Origin of the sequence: Paenibacillus chitinolyticus NBRC 15660, assembly GCF_000739915.1 — a bacterium.
GTDB classification, from domain to species: domain Bacteria; phylum Bacillota; class Bacilli; order Paenibacillales; family NBRC-103111; genus Paenibacillus_F; species Paenibacillus_F chitinolyticus.
The window spans coordinates 71,263-87,541 of sequence record NZ_BBJT01000009.1 but is presented as its reverse complement, the minus strand read 5'-3'; the positions used below and the strand labels follow the sequence as shown (position 1 = coordinate 87,541).

The window sequence follows — 16,279 nt, the reverse complement described above, 5'->3', positions numbered from 1 at the left end:
AAACCGTCATGAAAGATAACAGTGCCCATCGTAGACATTCCTTCTTCCCTCCCATATATTTAAATAGTAAACCTAAAATTAACTATACATACCAAATTCTGTTTTATATAATAAAACCGGAGGTGATAATTATGTATAGTAATATGACTAATAATTTTTTAACCTATGACCGCCAGCACCGTCTTACTGACGATGATCCAGATATTTATAATCGGTACAAAAACTTTTTAATGTTTGTTGGTCTCGACGCCAATGAGGCCGAACTAGAGGTCGCATATTTTATGAACGCCGTCTTTGATACACTGGACTGAGTTCATCCCACATTCTTATCGTTCCTCTATCTTGACACGGTCGGGGTCATTGGTTCGAGACCGGCTCAGGTCATACTAGAAAAACCCTTACTCTGTAAGGGTTTTTCGCTATCTAGAACGGCACAACCTGCCCCCGAATTAAAAAAGGTCCCTCCCGGGACCTATGAACTTTCGGTTTACTCCGTCGGCACCACTCTGCTTTTTAAAAATTGCAGCGTGTGTTCGATCGCATGCTCCAGCTCCGCGGAAGTGCCCGCAAACGGATGGATCGTATTGAACGTATGGTTAGCGCCGGGAATTTGGATCCACTGGACTTTCGGCTGGTTCTCGACGAGTTTCTCCGAGCCCGCCCTCAAGTTGGCATGATCCTCCTCGCCCTGTATGAGCACAACCGGAAATGTCGCCCCCCGCATCCGTTCCAGGATGTTAAAGTCATCCTTGCGGGCCTCCAAATCGTCCAGGATGACCTTATCGAGCGGCATCTGCTGCTTGGTCCTCGCATTCGCGATATAGGCGCGTCCTTCGCTGCGCATCTGCTCTTTGCAGGCTTCGTCGAAAATGTCCACCTGCGTAATTCCGTTCCAGCTGACGACCCCCGCAATCTCCGTGGGATGATCCAGCGCGTAGATCAAACTTACGCCCGCTCCGCGGCTGTGACCGAGCAAAAAGATCGGAAGCTTATTGACCGGGTTGGCGGAGCCCCTATGCTGATGCTCCTCGTTCAAAAGATTGATCCCCCTGCTGTGATGAGGATAAAAAACAACGGGCTTCAAGCGATCCGATTCCAGCAGCTTGTTTTTAAAGTCCCACTCGTCCGTCAGTACGGAGATCAAGGTCGACAAGTCGTCCAATTCGCAGCTGTACGTATTCTTCGCAAATTTCTCCAGTTCACTGAATGACTGCCCGTCTTCTCCCACTCCGTTATGTGTAAAATCAAACGTAATGACATCCACATCCCGGGCCAGTTTCGCAGCCGCGTAAGGGAACATTCCCCAGTTCTTAAATCCCTTAAAACCGTGCGAGACAATGAGAATGCCCCTTGCTATAGAAGACGCCGGATAAAAATCTCCGCGAATGACATTGCTTTGATCCATTACGATCTCAAACGGTATCGCCATGGTAACGCCTCCCAGCTTATTTGTTTTATTATACCCTTACCCGCTTTACAGGCATTTCTTAACAGGAAAAAATAAACTGCAAAAAACTCCCTTGTCTCATTCTGCGATGTGCATAAGTGAAAGAAGGGAGTTTTCTGTTGTTACCTCTTAGTTGCCTAGATGCCGAAGACCGGACTCGAACCGGTACGATAGTCACCTACCGCAGGATTTTAAGTCCTGTGCGTCTGCCAATTCCGCCACTCCGGCTTACAATGGGCCCTGAGGGACTCGAACCCCCGACCAATCGGTTATGAGCCGACCGCTCTAACCAACTGAGCTAAGGGCCCGGATTATGTTATGTATGGCTGTAAACAGGCAAAAAAAATTTGGTTAATTGCGGGGGCAGGATTTGAACCTGCGGCCTTCGGGTTATGAGCCCGACGAGCTACCGGGCTGCTCCACCCCGCGTCAGTAACTAACAATGTCGTATAGCGACAAAAATAAATATACAATACAAAGTACGGTTAAGTCAACACCTTTTTTTAGTAAACCGAGTAACGGACACCGAAACGTCCTTTTTTGGATTTGAAGACTTCAACTTCGGACGGGCATTCGTAGCCGTAAATCCACCAGTCTTCCTCCATCCGCTTGGCAAGGACACCTGCCTGAAACTTACTGTCGTACAGCTTTACCCAATATACCCACTGCATGGTCCTCACTCCGTTGATGATGTTATTGGCCTAGAAATAGCATATCCAAAAAGACAGTCGCTTATTTGTAGGCCAACACGGTTAGCGGAATTTTTCATAAAAAAGCATCGAGGTGCGCAACTTACACGTATTCGTTATCTTCATCCCGTTCTATCTCATCCCTGCTTTTATGGGCGATTCTTCCTGATGCGGCCGAGGCTATGGCGGCTACAAGATCGTCCAGGAAGGTATGCACGGCGCCACCGGTCTTCGTATCCAATCGTTTGATCAATCCGGTCTTTTCTTTGTCCAGATAGCCGAAGGTCGTGATGGCAATGCTGCCGTAGCCGAAAACGGAGCCGATCGCAAGCGTTTCGTCGCACCCGAATAAACTCTCATCCGTGTCCAGAATGGTTTGGAGCGGTTCTGTAAGCTTTTTCTGCTCTGCCAGCATATCCAGCTCGGTTCCGACCAGAATCGCGTGCTGAAGCTCTCTTTTGCCCAATACGGCCTGAATGGACTTCATGCACGTATCCATCGATAAACCCGGATGATAGGGCGCCTGCATGGCGTATACGATCTCTGCGATGTCTTCCAGACTCGCTCCCCGGTCTGACAGCCTTTGCATAACGACCTTTTTAATTTCCCGGCTGTGAACTTGTCGTTTCACGGTCTTCTCCCCTTAAACTTCCACGATATGATCAGTATATGACTTCACACATTTTCGGGTACGGACGTACGCGGACAATGAATCGTCTTAAAATGAAATTGTGAGCGGGATACAAACACGGTATAATAAGAATTAGTCGACCATAATTTAGGGAGGGATTCCATATGATGTACGGCATCGCCATTCTTCCATCCGCAGAGATTAACGAATTTGCCAACAGTTATAGAAAAAGGTTCGATCCTTATTATAGGGTGATTTCGCCCCACATTACGGTTCGTGAGAAAGAAGAATGGACCGAAGAGCAGCTTCAAGCTGCCATCAGTCATTTGGAAGATCTGAGCCGCACCGTGTCCCCGTTCCAGATTACGTTCAACCGGTTCAGCTCTTATTTTCCGGTTAACAACGTTATCTACCTGGCGCTGGAACAAGTGGAACCGGTCATCGATCTTCACGACAAGCTCTGTACGGGCCCTCTCGTGGATACGGAAAAAGCTTACAACTATCATCCCCATCTGACTATCGGACAGAAATTGGGAGCCGATGAGCTGCACGACGTACTGGCCAGTGTAAAAAACACACCGGTTGATTTTTCCTTCCATGTAGACAGTTTTCAACTGCTCGGGAAACAGGAAAACGGCGAATGGTCCGTTATCCGCTCATTCCCGCTCCAGGGATAACGAACGCTTCAATAGAAAAGGCCTTCCGGATTAACCGGAAAGGCCTTTTTTAGGTGATATGCGGCGGAAAGAGCCGCCATAACTCGCACGGCTCCGTCTGAATCAGCTGCCCAACTTTTCAACTATTGTTTAAACGTCGTCAGAAGACGCTTCGCCGTCTCGCCTTTATCATTGACGAAGGATTCGTAGACTTTGACGGTAACAGGGAAATCCAATTGCATGGAATCCGCATTAAAATTAATGACATTGGAGCCTTTTTGCAATTTATTTTCCCCGACAAACGGGCTCTTGACCGAATTGATAAGAGTACCGCCGTTATCATACATATCAAATTGCAGTTGGGAGAACGTACGGTCAAGAAGGACGTCTTTCTCCTGTTCGATATCTAATAAAAGCTTCAGTCGGTAATTGTAGTTCTGCTGCTGGTTAAACATCGCCGAAATTTCCCAGTTATTCACTTTCACCGTCAAAGGATACAGTTTCAGTTCATCCTTGGATTCCGGTTGCGGCTGAAGTTTAACGCCGTAGGCCGTCAGAAGAGATTTATACGATGCACCGGTGTCTGCAGCACTCGCCTGCGCCTCTTGCGACTTGGCTCCGGAAGCTTGTGCTCCTGCCGCCGCGGATGCACCGTGAGTTTCATACAAAGCAAGCTTCAGCCCTTCTCCCGTCTCGGAAGCCGGAAGAATGTAAGAGTAAGTTACGACATAAGAGGCGTTAGGAAGCACGCGCAGAGTCGTCGTTCCCTGTCTGTTGCCGTTGTACGTATAGCCGTCGCTGCTGACGAGATCGGTCGCAAACGCAGGAACGTTAAGCGGCCCGCCGGATTTGTTCGTCAGCTTAAATTTGGCGATAGCGGTATTAAAAGCGTCGTCCTCATTTTGCTGCATGTGGAGTTCCACGAGAGAAACATCCATACTCGGGTGAATCAATTCGTTGAGCGGGTCCATCTTCATGGCGTCACCGAAAGCATACGCTCCATGAACCGGCAGGGCATCGGCCTGCTTGGCCGGCAGCATGATATGAACGCGGCCTACGTTATACGTAACCGGTTTTTCCTGCGCATCAATATATCTCTCCGCGGTGACCACGTTAAGAGCTTCCAGCTCTGTATTCAGTTCCGTAGGAATGACAAAATGAATATATTTCTTCTCGCCCGGCTCCAGGGCAAGTGAGGATTCAGCTCGGTTGCTGTCATACGTCTGCAGGCCGCTTTTGCCTTCCAGGGCAATATTCGGAAGAGTCTGGCGCTTGGTCGACGGATTCGTTACGAGCACCTGAACGACGGAGTTCGTTTTCGTGCCGATCGTATCGCGGCTAATATTCGTTGTTTTGAATTCCAGCGGCGTTTGCAAGGAAGGAATGGTGAAAGCTTCTCCCCATTTCTTCACGGAAGCGGAAGGAATTTCGGATGTTTCCGTTCCGTTCCACACAAGATCGCTCACAGGTACGCTGAGCTGAAGCGTTTCTTTTTTCGGATACACGTAAACATCGATGTCTACCCAGCGAAGCTCGCTCAGTTCAACGCCTTCTCCGCTGTCAACCGTAGCCAGGTAGCTAAGCTCAACCTGGGATTTGGGCTGAATGGAGCGTGAGCTTCCCAGACTTGCCTGCAAGCGGAATTCCACGCCGTCTTTCGTTTTCAAGCGCACTTCGTACTCCGGTACGCGTACAACTTTCGAACTGGTGTTTTTCATGCGGACAACGGCGCCCAGACGGGTTCCGTCCGTTGTTTTTTCGTTTAAGACACTTTTCATTTCAACTTGCAGATCGTTCGTTAATTTATAAGCGGTCGGCGCTGAAGCCGATGCTTGTGTGGGTGCTGGTTTCCCCGGTTCTGCCGCAAGTGCCGGAACGGCGCTTGCGAGCAGAGCGGCAGACAGAAAGACGGACGATACGGTAGTTTTCCATTGGCTCTTCACGGTATTCTCCTCCATGTGTACCTTTGTTAGTTAGCTGCGGCTGCTGTCGTGACTTTTTCTTTATCTTTCAGCTGATGCTGACCGGAAATGACGATCTGATCGTTTTCGCTTACGCCGGAAATCACTTCCTGCATCGTTTCCTTCAAACGGCCAAGCTGGATTTTGCGTTTCTCAACGGTATCCCCGTTAAGAACGAAGACAAATGAGTCGCTGCCTTCTCTCACGATACTAAGCGTCGGGATAGCCGCCACTGTCTGCTCCGCCTCATCGGTCAGCTGAATCTGAACTTTCTGTCCGGGCTTCAGCTTTTGGTCCGCGTTTGAAACTTCCAGCTCCAGTGTGTAAGCTTTCGTCTGTGAATCCAGCACATCGGAAATATACTTAATCGGCGCTTTCGTTAATTCTGTCGTGCCCGGCACATAGAAATTCAGCTCTTTCTTGTCGCGCACCAGATTAACGGCTTCTTCCGTCAAATCGGCCTTGATCAGGATCGGGTTCAACTGCTGGATGACTCCGGCTTTAAATCCCTGCCCGACCGTCATCCCCGACTCAACCGGGAAGTCCGTAAGCACTCCGCTTACAGGTGCTTTCACTTCCGTATTTTCCAGCTCGCGTTCCGCTTTCTTGACAGACAGACCGGACGTTTCGATCGCTACTTGAGCAGCTGCGAGCGAATCCGTGTTGTCCAGCGTTTTGCGCTTCTGCTTCAGGGTGCTCAGATCAAGCTTGAGGCTGTTGAGCTTTGTTTCCTCCTGCTCCAGCTGGATTTTCGTTACGGTGCCCTCATCGTAATCGTTACGGATTTTATTAAAATTCTTCTCCGCATCCCGGATTCCCTGCTCCGCTTTTACGATGTTGTTTTCGAGGTCAGTCTTCGCGTTGGCCAGCTCTTCCTTAGCCTGCTTCAACTGGGCCTGGGCGCTCTTGATGCCGAGCTGCCCCTGTTCCTTCTGCAGCTGCAGATCGGAAGGATCAATACGGAACAGAAGCTCTCCCTTTTTGACCATGTCGCCCCTCTTTTTGTAGACCTGCTGGACGTCTCCGCCCGTTTTCGAAATGACTTCCAATTGAACGGAAGAGATGACATTGGCAACCTGCTCAAGCGGGTCCGATATTTTCTCTTTCGTCACCTTGACGGTTTTTACGGTCTTAATCTGGGATTCCTGGCCCTGTGTGGTGTCCTGCGGACCAGCCAGCGGTTTGTTCGAACAGCCGACGGCCAAGGCCGTAGTAAGGGCGACAATGCCTACCAGTTTCGTGCTCTGCTTTACGATCGTAGCTAAAGGACGTTTCATCAGTTGTACTCTCCTCTTCTCTTTGCTTGACTCAGGATTTTGCCGCAGGGACCGTATCCACCTTATTTTTCTTTGGTTTACGGTGGAACGCGTTCGAACTTCTGCGTTTAAAGGATTCAATCATTTCATAAATGATAGGTACGACAACTAGCGTAAGTACTGTAGAAGTGACAAGTCCGCCGATAACGACGACCGCCAACCCTTTGGAAATAATGGTCCCCTTGGACATACCGAGCGCAAGCGGCATAAGCGCAAACACAGTCGCTCCAGCGGTCATAATGATGGGACGAAGACGAGTCAACCCCGCACTAATAAGGGATTCCCTGACTTCGACTCCCTGCTCGCGCAGCTGCTGTACCCGGTCGATCAGAACGATCGCGTTCGTCACGACGATTCCGATCAGCATCAGGAATCCGATGAGAGAAGTAATATTGAGCGATTCTCCCGTGACCAGGAGGCCGAACAATCCGCCGATGACCGCCAGCGGCAGCGAGAACAGAATGGCAAAAGGAGCGCTGGCGTTCCCGAATGCGAGAACCATGACCAGATAGACGATAAAGATGGACGCGCCCATGGCAGCGAACATTTCCGAGAACCCGGAAGAGATATCGTCGGATACCCCTTTAACCTCACGGCTTACGCCGGGAGGAAGTTCCAGCGTATTCAATGCTGCAGCCACTTTGCCGCTGACTCCGCCTTTATCCGCACTTTTGATCTTGGCCGTTACTTTCAGCGTCTGAATCTGATTTTCACGGGTGATGCCAGTAGGAGCATCAATCTGCGTGATCTTGGCGATTTCATTCAGTTGAACCGTCTGACCCGTCGGTGTTTTCAGCAGGAACGTGCCGATTTTATTCACCGAATTTTTATACTGGGGATCAAGCTCTACTTTGGTCTCATAAGTAACGTTGTCAAACTTCAAGTCACCGAGTTTGCTGACTCCGATCCAAGAGTTAACCATTTCAAGCACCTGGGCGGAGCTCAGTCCGTACAAACGCGCTTTGTTCTGGTCGACCGTGACTTCGACTTCCGTCTTGGAATCGCTGAGGCTGTCCTTGACTTCGTGCAGATCGGGGAATTCTTTCATTTTCTCTTTAACCTGGGCGGCCGCCTGCTTCAGATACATCATGTCGTCGCCTTTCAGGGAGTAAGAGAAATCCGTGCCGCTTCCGCCGGCGCCCGCGGCAATCAGTGAACCGTCGACCTCGGAGCCTTTGGGAAGTTCATATAAGATTTTCTCTTTGTAAGCATTGAAGACCTGCTCGGCGTTGCTGTTTTCGTTCGCTTCGGTAAACATCATCGTCCGGTACGGCGTTACATCCTTGCTGAATGCGTAGCCCACCATAGACTCGTTGTATGTAAACTGCGGATTGCCCGAAGCGTCTTTCGCTTCCCTCATCATCTGCTCGAGCTGCTTGGACTTTTCATCCATCGTCTCGATCGATGTGTCGTTCGGCATCTTAATTTGGAAAATCATCTGCCGGGCCGACTGATCCTCCGGCATGAACGATACGGCAAGCTGCGGTACGATCAACACCAGCGAGGCAATGAAGAGAACTCCGGAGAACAACAGTGTCTTAATCCGGTTGTTCAGGGACCACTCCAATACTCTTTTGTAACGAAGCGCAAATTTCCCGACATGATTCTCGTCGTGGTTACCGAGTTTTTTGCTTTTCAGCACCAGCAGCTTCGCCAGCATCGGAATGACGGTTAGCGCTACGAGAAGCGAGGATAGAAGCGCTACGACCAGCGTAAGGGCGAATGGACGGAACACTTCGCCGATAACTCCGCTTACGAATGCAATCGGACCGAATACGCCGACGGTTGTAATCGTTGAAGAGGTAATCGCCGCAGCTACTTGAGCGGTCGCCAGCTTGATGACGGATTCTCCGCGTTCCTGGGCTTTCTGAAGCTGGCTGTAAATATTTTCGATGACAACGATACTATCATCCACGACGCGTCCGACCGCAATAGCCATACCGCCGAGTGTCATGATATTGAGTGAAATATTAAGCGGCACCATCATCAAGAGCGTAATTAGAATGGATAATGGAATCGAGACCAATACGATGAGGGTCATCCGAATATTTCTAAGGAAGAGCAAAATCATAACCGAGGCGAGAAGGGCGCCCATGCCGCCTTCCTGCACCATGCCGTGGATCGACTTTTTGATTTCCACCGCCGAATTATAGACGGATTTGAATTTCACGCCCGGTAGGGTTTGTTCCCATTTTGCCATCAAAGCGTCTGCTTCGTCCGCGAAGTTTACCGCGTTGGCCGACTTCGTTTTGTACAGCTGCACCCCGATAGCCGGTTTGCCGTCCAGACGGGTGATAAACTGGGATTCGCTGATGGCTTCGATTTTGCCAAGATCCTTAAGCTGGAGCACACTGCCATTCGGTGTTGTCAGCGTCAGGTTGTCAAGGCTGTAAATCGTGTCGATCTGACCCGTCACCCGCACCATCTGGGTCGTACCGTTGAATTCAACGGTTCCTGCAGGACTTGCGGACAAGGCGGCCCGTATGCTGTTCGAGACATCCGTCGGCGTCAATCCATAGCTGTTGATCGTGTTTTCATTGAGCTTAATGGAAAGAGTCGCTTCCTGATTGCCGACGGAGTCGACATGGTCAATGCCTTTGATCGTGTTAAAGCCCGGCAGAATCGTGTCTTTGTAAATTTTATCAAGCTCCGCCTGGTTCATCCCGTCGTTGCCGTATACCGCCAAGTAATAAACCGGCTGGGATGAGAATCCTTCCGTCAACACCTTAGGCTTCTCAGCCTGCTGCGGCAGTTTAACGTTCGAAACCAGCGCCTCAAGATCCTGCTTGGCATTCTTAGGCTTGATGTCCTGCTCGAGTTCGATCGTAATTTGCGAATAATTATCGCTCGACGTAGACGATAAATTTTTGATGCCGTCAAAACCGGCGACCGCTTTCTCCAGCGGCTTTGTAACCTGGTCAAGCACATCTTTCGGCGGTGCCGTGTACTGGGTGGAAATGACCACCATCGGAAACGAAATATCCGGCATGCTTTCCACCTTCAGTTTAGTCGTGGCGAAAATGCCGCCTGCAAATACCAGCAGCATAATAATAAAAAGCGCCGCCACGTTTTTCATTGAAAAACTAGTCATTTTGTTCATCCACTCTACTCCTCCGCACCGATTGAACAATCTCTCTTGAAATTGGCAGCTATACCCATTCTTTCCCCATCATAAACGGTAAAGGTTAAAAAAATATAAACTGGCTTTATATTTTTTCAATGACTTTTTTCTCTGCACGTTCTTCCCTTCTCACTGCCTCCTACCCGTTTTGACGACAAAAAAGAAGTGTCCACTTCAAGAGTTACGGATAATCATGAAAAAAGTTCCATCCGGGGATGGAACTTTTGCTGTAAAACCCGCTATTTTCAATAAAATTAGTCCGAATAAGCAAACCAGTCGATGCTTTGCTTGGCCAACAGCTTGCGCTGTCCCTGGAATTCGTGATACACACTGAGATGGTATTTATCGAGAAACCGCTGCTTGAAGATCAGGTCCGCGTCTTGAAGCTGAATGGTGAAGTTTTCTTTCTTGCCGATTCTCAGCTCGTTGTCGGTCACCTGCTCGGCCGATTTGCCGTCGCGCGGCTCCCAATTTTTCAGCTCATACGCTTTCTCGAACGATTTATTGCCTTTATAGTCCTCAAATACGAGAACGAGCTTATGTCCTTCCGGCGCCGTTTCGGTTAAAAGCTGCTTGCTGATGTCATAATTGAATTTAAGCGTCAGCACATCGTTGTTGATTGATGTGTTGATCCGGCTCATCGAAACCGTGTACGGGAACAGGGTGAGGTCCTTCAGCTTGTCCTTGACGTCCTTGTTCTCTTTGGGCAGTGCGAACGTTACGGGCCTTACGTAAGCATCGGTTTTTACGGTCTGCTGACCGTCTCCTGGCTTGCCTTCTCCGGTTTCCAGCGTTACGGAATCACCGATCAGCAGACGGACATTCTCCATATCCGTGCCTTTAGGCAGAGCTGCCCACACGTTCAGTCTCGCTTTGCCGCCTGGCGCTACCGTTTTCTTGATATCCGACACGGAAGCCGGGAATACGGTACCGTCCTTCAACTGAAAATGGGCGACTAAACCGGTGACGGGCGCAAACCGTTTCTCCGCATTTTCGATCTCCAGCTCGGCCGAAACAATGCTCCCGCTCAAGCCCTCATAGGAATTGATTTCGGCAACCGTATACTGCGCTTTGCGGCCGATTTCTTCTCGGGCGTACTTCGCGCCTAATCCCACAAAAGGCAACTGCTGCAGATCGGGTTTCGCGGTAAGCTCCAGCAAATCGTTCACCTGCGTGTCGCTTTCTTTTTCCTGGATGACCAGCTTGACTTCCTTAAACGCATACGTGTACGGGATTTTACCGAGCGCCTCGACAGAAAGAGAGGAGCCCGGATCGATGCCGATCACTTTGCCCGTACGGACCAGCTTGGCCTCCACTTTCACGGCATTATCCAGCAGGAAGTGAGCCGTCATATCCGGAATCGGAAGCGACTGTTCCCCTTTGTTCGACAACGTGACGTTGGCGGTCAAAATATCCTGATCTTCCCACGGAAGACGGTAGATGCCTCCCAGCTTGGCCGTATAGAGTCCCGACTTGTTCATAAACTGCGTTTCCTTGCCGGACTCGCCGCCGGCAGGTTTACTGACGGCCGGAAGCTGGTAAGCCGCCAGCAGCGTGTTGAATTTCAGCTCGGGATGGATCCGGGTGATGACAAGCTCCCAGCCCTTCTCTCCGGCTTTAAGCGGAATTGCCCCCGACAGCTGAACGGTTTTCGTCTCCTTCGGGCTAATTTTCAAATCCTTGGCGTTCTTCGCATCCAGCGGATACAGAAGTCCTTCGGGCGTTCGAACCGAAAACTGGACTTCCGGCAGGGTAACCGCCGCACCCCCGATATTTTCAAGCTGCAGGCTTATCGCGGGCAAGTAATATTTCTCGTTCTTTCCGTTTGTAAACTTCTCCGTAGAGGCGCGCAGTTCGCTACTTCCCACCTGGAAGTCGGCATTCTGTCCCGTCGGCGTCACACCCGTGTAAGAGGCCGGCACGGAAATTTGTCCGAGAACGCGCTCGGAGTTGGGCTGGCTGAAATCCCATTTGATAAACTGCACCTGCAGATCCTGAAGCTTCTCGCCGCTGCCGACTTTGGCGTAGTAAGATACCTGTCCCGAAGAATGGGCCCCGATCTTGTTTACTGCTTTATCCTGGGGCATCAAGCGCACCGTGTATGTATGGCCCGTTTTGCTTTTGAGACGGACCCAGTAGTCCACAAGCGCTAAATCCGCAGCGCTTTTGTTATGGACGCCGACCGTGAACGTGACGATATTGCCGTTCTGATCCGGCAGCAGTTGGATATTCTGAAGCTCGAACGAGCCGGAAGCGCCAGCCGCCACCGAGCCCAGAGCCGGTTGTCCGGAAGCTGCCGCTGCGGGAGTTGCCGCAAGCACTCCCCCTGTGCTTAATGTTAGAATCAGCGCCAATGCGGTCGCACGGGCTGCCATTTTGTTACGCATATTTTCCACCTCAACCCATGATTTAAATACGGCCGACAAGCCTGTTGTCAGAGCCCGGATGAAAAGATTCCCATCCTGTTTCCACTTAGTAAGACGATTGAATCCCCGGGAAGTTTCTTTTTAGGCCAAAAAATTATTTTTCCAGCCTAAGTTCCGGCGGCGCCTTTCGTTATTGAAAGAAGTTGCAGGATTTCAAGCGGAAATGGGGAAGTTATGAGGATAAGCTTTTTTAACCCATTGTCAAAAAAAAGGAGTCCTGTCACCATGAAAGCCAAAACCGAATCTTATGCGTCCCAGCATAGAGAACGCCATCTGGAAGAATTGAAAGAACTGCTTCGAATTCCGAGCATCAGCACATTGTCCGAGCACAAGAAAGACGTTCACCGCTGCGCGGAATGGCTGTCCGGTGCCTTGACTCATGCGGGTCTGGAAAACGTGGAGATCATGCCGACGGCAGGACTTCCCATTGTGTACGGGGACTGGCTTCATGCGCCCGGCAAACCGACCATTCTCGTCTACGGCCATTACGACGTCCAGCCTGCCGATCCCTTGGACGAATGGCATTCGGAACCGTTCGAACCCGTCATCCGGGACGGCAAAATTTACGCGCGCGGTGCGACGGACGATAAAGCTCAGCTCTGGATCCACGTCAAAGCGGCGGAAACGTTCCTTAAAGCGGTCGGAAGCCTTCCGCTGAACATCAAATTTATTCTCGAAGGCGAAGAAGAAATTACAAGTCCTTCCCTCGCTCCGTTCGTGGAAAAGCATGCGGAGAAGCTCAAAGCGGACGCGATCGTTATTTCGGATAGCCCGATGCTGGAGAGAGGCAAACCCGCTCTGCTTTACGGGCTTCGCGGGGTCGCCGGCGTCGAGATTGAAATGCTCGCGGCAAGAAACGATCTCCACTCCGGTTTGTACGGCGGCGGCGTGCCGAATGCCGTTCATGCGCTCGCAGGCCTGCTGGATTCCTTCCATGACGAAGATGGCCGTGTCGCGGTGGAAGGCTTTTACGACCGTGTCATCCAACTGACGGAGCAGGAACGCGGCGAACTGGCCCGCGTCTCGCAGGATGAAGGGAAGATCCGGGAGGACCTCGGTCTCTCCGAGCTCTTTGGCGAGAAAGGCTATACGTTCACCGAGCGTACGACGGCGCGGCCGACTTTGGAGGTAACGGGAATAAGCGGCGGTTTTGCCGGTGAAGGCATTAAACCGATCGTTCCGGCGCGCGCGTCCGCCAAAATTGCCTGCCGGCTCGTTGCGGATCAGCGCCCCGAAGAAATTTTCGAGCTGATCGAGCGTCATGTGGCGGTCCACACACCTTCCGGTTTGAAGGCTTCGGTCAAAAGAGTGCTGCAGGGCAACCCTTTCCTGACGCCGGCCGACCATCCGGTTATGGTTGCAGCCGCCGCGGCGCTTGAAGAGGCCTACGGAGAGAAAACCGCGCTCACCCGGGGCGGCGGCTCTATCCCGATCGTGGACGTTTTCGAGCGCCTGCTTCAGGCTCCCGTCGTTATGATGGGCTTCGGGCTTCCGGACGAAAACCTCCACGCTCCCAACGAGCATTTCGATTTGGACAACTTCGACAAGGGCTTGCAGGCCGTTTGCGTCTTCTGGGAAAAATTAGATAATCAATAAAAAATGCGGCCTAGCTCCGTTAACCATGATAAAATTAAATCATCGTACTCGAAAACGGAGGATCAGGTATGCAGCAACAGGATACTTACAAGCTCAGAGACGCTGTACCGGCGGATCTTCCCGCCATCGTGCACATTTACAATTCAACCATTCCGGGTAGAATGGTCACGGCCGACCTTGAACCGGTGACCGTCCAGAGCCGGGAAAACTGGTTTGCCGAGCACAACCCGGAAACTCGCCCGATTTGGGTGCTTGAAAAAGACGGCAAGATCTGGGGCTGGCTGAGCTTCCAATCTTTCTACGGCCGTCCTGCCTATAACGGCACCGCCGAGGTAAGCATTTACCTCGATGAGGAGTGCCGCGGTCGCGGTCTGGGACGTTATCTCCTGGAGAAAGCCATCGCCGCCTGTCCGGAGCTCGGCATTAAAACCGTACTCGGCTTTATTTTCGGGCATAACGCGCACAGCCTTGCCCTCTTCGACCGTTACGGTTTTGCCAAATGGGCGGAACTTCCGCGGATCGCGGAGCTGGACGGAATCGAGCGGGATCTGATCATTATGGGTAAGCGCGTAGGCTGAAAACCGACAGTCGAAACAGGTGTACCCCCAGCACGGGGCGCCCTTCCACGACGCCTGTCAACCGCGAAACCGTTAAGATTTTGCGGTGACCAGGGACGCAACCCTTCCAAAACAAAAAGACCTCCAACGCCGCAATATGGCGGGTGGTGGTCTTTTTGTTTTGGATCAGGTTTCACACCGCGAGCAGCTCCAAATGCGTCGTATCGTCGCATGACGGTGGTCGCCGCGGACAGTTCTTTTGCTTCAAGAAACGCCTATCCCGGATCCCCGTCAACGCCGCAGCGTATGCCGGCCTTGTTCCGGTTTATGCCGGCAGATGCTCACGAACCGGGGTTCAACCACCTATTCCCGGTCCGGTCCCGTCTCGTCTTGTCCGCACTGCCGGCCTTACCGCTTTACACTCCGTAGGAAGCCGGGTCTTCGCGCCAGGAGCGAAGCAGCTCCAGATCATTCTGGGCGATGGCCCCTTGTTCCACGGCTACTTCAAGAAGCCTGGAATAGTTGGTCAGCGTATCCAATGGAATGCCGGCTTCGGCGAACGCCTGGATGCCTTTGTCGAGCTGGTAGGAGAAGATAGCCAGCACACCCAGCGCCTGACCGCCGGCTTCATTGACGGCCAGCGCCGCTTTCAGCGAGCTTCCGCCCGTCGAAATCAGATCCTCGATCACGATGACCTTCTGTCCTGCCGCCAGAGCGCCTTCGATCTGATTTTGCTTGCCGTGGCCTTTGGCCTTGTCTCTCACGTAAATCATCGGAAGCCCGAGCTTCTGGGCTACCCATGCCGCGTGCGGTATACCGGCCGTCGCCGTACCTGCGACTACTTCGGTCTGCGGGTATTCCGAGCGGATTTTGTCTGCAAACGCTTCTGCGATAGCATCACGGATTTCGGGGTGCGACATCGTCAGACGGTTATCGCAGTAGATCGGCGATTTGATTCCGGATGTCCAGGTAAAAGGTTCGTGCGGACGCAAAGCTACCGCTCCGATCTTAAGCAGGGAAGCCGCTATCTCACGTTCTGTCGATTGCGCTGTGTTCATTATCCAATCACTCCGTTCCTGTGTATAAGAGTTTTGCTTTTATATAAGGAGAGGTTTATCTTATCTCCAGCGAATCCAAAATTTGTTCCAGCGCTTGGCGCGGGTCAGGTGCGGCCGTTATCGGACGGCCGATTACCACATAATCGGTTCCGGCCGTGAAAGCTTCGGCAGGCGTCATGACCCGGTTCTGGTCGCCCAATGCCGCCCCGGCGGGCCGGATTCCCGGAGTCACCGTGATAAAATCGGCGCCGCACGCTTCCTTAACGGCGGACACTTCCAGCGGTGACGCGACGACACCCTGCAGACCCGCTTGGCGAGCCAGACGCGCGTAACGGACGACTGCATCCTCCACCCGGCCGGCAATGCCGATTTCCTCGTTCAGCATCATTTGGCTGGTGCTGGTCAGCTGTGTAACCGCAATGACCCGGGGACGCTTAGCCGCGCCTCCGCCAAGGGCCTTGTCCACACCCTCCAAGGCGCCTTCCATCATCTTGATGCCTCCGGCAGCGTGGACGTTGAACATATCCACTCCAAGGCGAGTCACGCTTTCGGATCCGCCTTTGACCGTGTTCGGAATATCATGCATTTTCACATCCAGAAATACGTTGTAGCCCTCGTCCTTCAAACGCGCTACGAAACGGGGCCCGGCTGCGTAAAACAGCTGCATCCCCACTTTCATGTAACACGGAATTCCTCGAAGTTCCTGAATGAGCGTATCCGCTTCGTCTGCCGACGCATAATCAAGCGCTACCATGATCCGTCCGGCAGATTGTGCTCTTGCGGTTTCCATCCGGCATTCTCCTCTCCAATGGTTTGTTTTA

Annotated in this window: 12 protein-coding genes and 3 tRNA genes; 3 read left to right on the top strand and 12 right to left on the bottom strand. The window is 51.8% G+C overall.

Going from position 1 to position 16,279, the window contains the following annotated elements:
* Positions 1 to 487 precede the first annotated feature (487 nt).
* From PCH01S_RS20525 to PCH01S_RS20505, 6 genes are all read right to left on the bottom strand, one after another.
* A complete protein-coding gene (locus PCH01S_RS20525; protein WP_042232531.1) occupies positions 488 to 1,429 on the bottom strand; it encodes an alpha/beta hydrolase family protein in 942 nt (313 codons plus the stop codon).
* A gap of 160 nt (positions 1,430 to 1,589) precedes the next feature.
* A tRNA-Leu gene (locus PCH01S_RS20520) sits at positions 1,590 to 1,675 on the bottom strand.
* Between the two features lie 6 nt (positions 1,676 to 1,681).
* Positions 1,682 to 1,755 (bottom strand) — tRNA-Ile (locus PCH01S_RS20515).
* A gap of 47 nt (positions 1,756 to 1,802) precedes the next feature.
* Positions 1,803 to 1,876, bottom strand: a tRNA-Met gene (locus tag PCH01S_RS20510).
* Positions 1,877 to 1,950: 74 nt separating this feature from the next.
* A complete protein-coding gene (locus PCH01S_RS30940) occupies positions 1,951 to 2,118 on the bottom strand; it encodes a hypothetical protein (protein WP_009671780.1) in 168 nt (55 codons plus the stop codon).
* A 121-nt stretch (positions 2,119 to 2,239) separates the two neighbouring features.
* Positions 2,240 to 2,767, bottom strand: a complete 528-nt coding sequence (locus PCH01S_RS20505) for a phosphatidylglycerophosphatase A family protein (RefSeq protein WP_042232529.1) — start codon at positions 2,765 to 2,767, stop codon at positions 2,240 to 2,242.
* A gap of 164 nt (positions 2,768 to 2,931) precedes the next feature.
* Here PCH01S_RS20505 and PCH01S_RS20500 point away from each other — a divergent pair, with 164 nt between their 5' ends.
* Entirely contained in the window at positions 2,932 to 3,444 is a 513-nt protein-coding gene (locus tag PCH01S_RS20500; protein ID WP_042232527.1) for a 2'-5' RNA ligase family protein, read from the top strand.
* Between the two features lie 122 nt (positions 3,445 to 3,566).
* Here PCH01S_RS20500 and PCH01S_RS20495 read toward each other — a convergent pair whose 3' ends face one another.
* The 4 genes from PCH01S_RS20495 to PCH01S_RS20480 all read right to left on the bottom strand — a co-directional run bounded on the left by PCH01S_RS20495 (position 3,567) and on the right by PCH01S_RS20480 (position 12,208).
* Positions 3,567 to 5,366 (bottom strand): hypothetical protein, encoded by a 1,800-nt coding sequence (locus PCH01S_RS20495; protein ID WP_042232525.1) that lies wholly within the window; start codon positions 5,364 to 5,366, stop codon positions 3,567 to 3,569.
* A 26-nt stretch (positions 5,367 to 5,392) separates the two neighbouring features.
* Positions 5,393 to 6,661, bottom strand: a complete 1,269-nt coding sequence (locus tag PCH01S_RS20490) for an efflux RND transporter periplasmic adaptor subunit (protein ID WP_042232523.1) — start codon at positions 6,659 to 6,661, stop codon at positions 5,393 to 5,395.
* Between the two features lie 31 nt (positions 6,662 to 6,692).
* A complete protein-coding gene (locus PCH01S_RS20485; RefSeq protein WP_042232521.1) occupies positions 6,693 to 9,800 on the bottom strand; it encodes an efflux RND transporter permease subunit in 3,108 nt (1,035 codons plus the stop codon).
* A 275-nt stretch (positions 9,801 to 10,075) separates the two neighbouring features.
* Entirely contained in the window at positions 10,076 to 12,208 is a 2,133-nt protein-coding gene (locus PCH01S_RS20480; RefSeq protein WP_042232519.1) for a hypothetical protein, read from the bottom strand.
* Between the two features lie 264 nt (positions 12,209 to 12,472).
* Between PCH01S_RS20480 and PCH01S_RS20475 the strand changes: the two genes are divergently transcribed.
* A complete protein-coding gene (locus PCH01S_RS20475) occupies positions 12,473 to 13,843 on the top strand; it encodes a dipeptidase (protein WP_042232517.1) in 1,371 nt (456 codons plus the stop codon).
* A gap of 68 nt (positions 13,844 to 13,911) precedes the next feature.
* Complete coding sequence (locus PCH01S_RS20470) at positions 13,912 to 14,421, top strand: GNAT family N-acetyltransferase (RefSeq protein WP_042232515.1); 510 nt, start codon at positions 13,912 to 13,914, stop codon at positions 14,419 to 14,421.
* 395 nt (positions 14,422 to 14,816) lie between these two features.
* Here PCH01S_RS20470 and pyrE read toward each other — a convergent pair whose 3' ends face one another.
* Together pyrE and pyrF are read right to left on the bottom strand one after the other, a co-directional pair.
* The gene (gene pyrE / locus PCH01S_RS20465) at positions 14,817 to 15,458 is read right to left on the bottom strand and encodes an orotate phosphoribosyltransferase (protein WP_042232513.1); all 642 of its coding nucleotides are present in this window, start codon (positions 15,456 to 15,458) and stop codon (positions 14,817 to 14,819) included.
* A gap of 55 nt (positions 15,459 to 15,513) precedes the next feature.
* Positions 15,514 to 16,248, bottom strand: a complete 735-nt coding sequence (gene pyrF / locus PCH01S_RS20460) for an orotidine-5'-phosphate decarboxylase (protein ID WP_042232511.1) — start codon at positions 16,246 to 16,248, stop codon at positions 15,514 to 15,516.
* Positions 16,249 to 16,279: the final 31 nt, after the last annotated feature.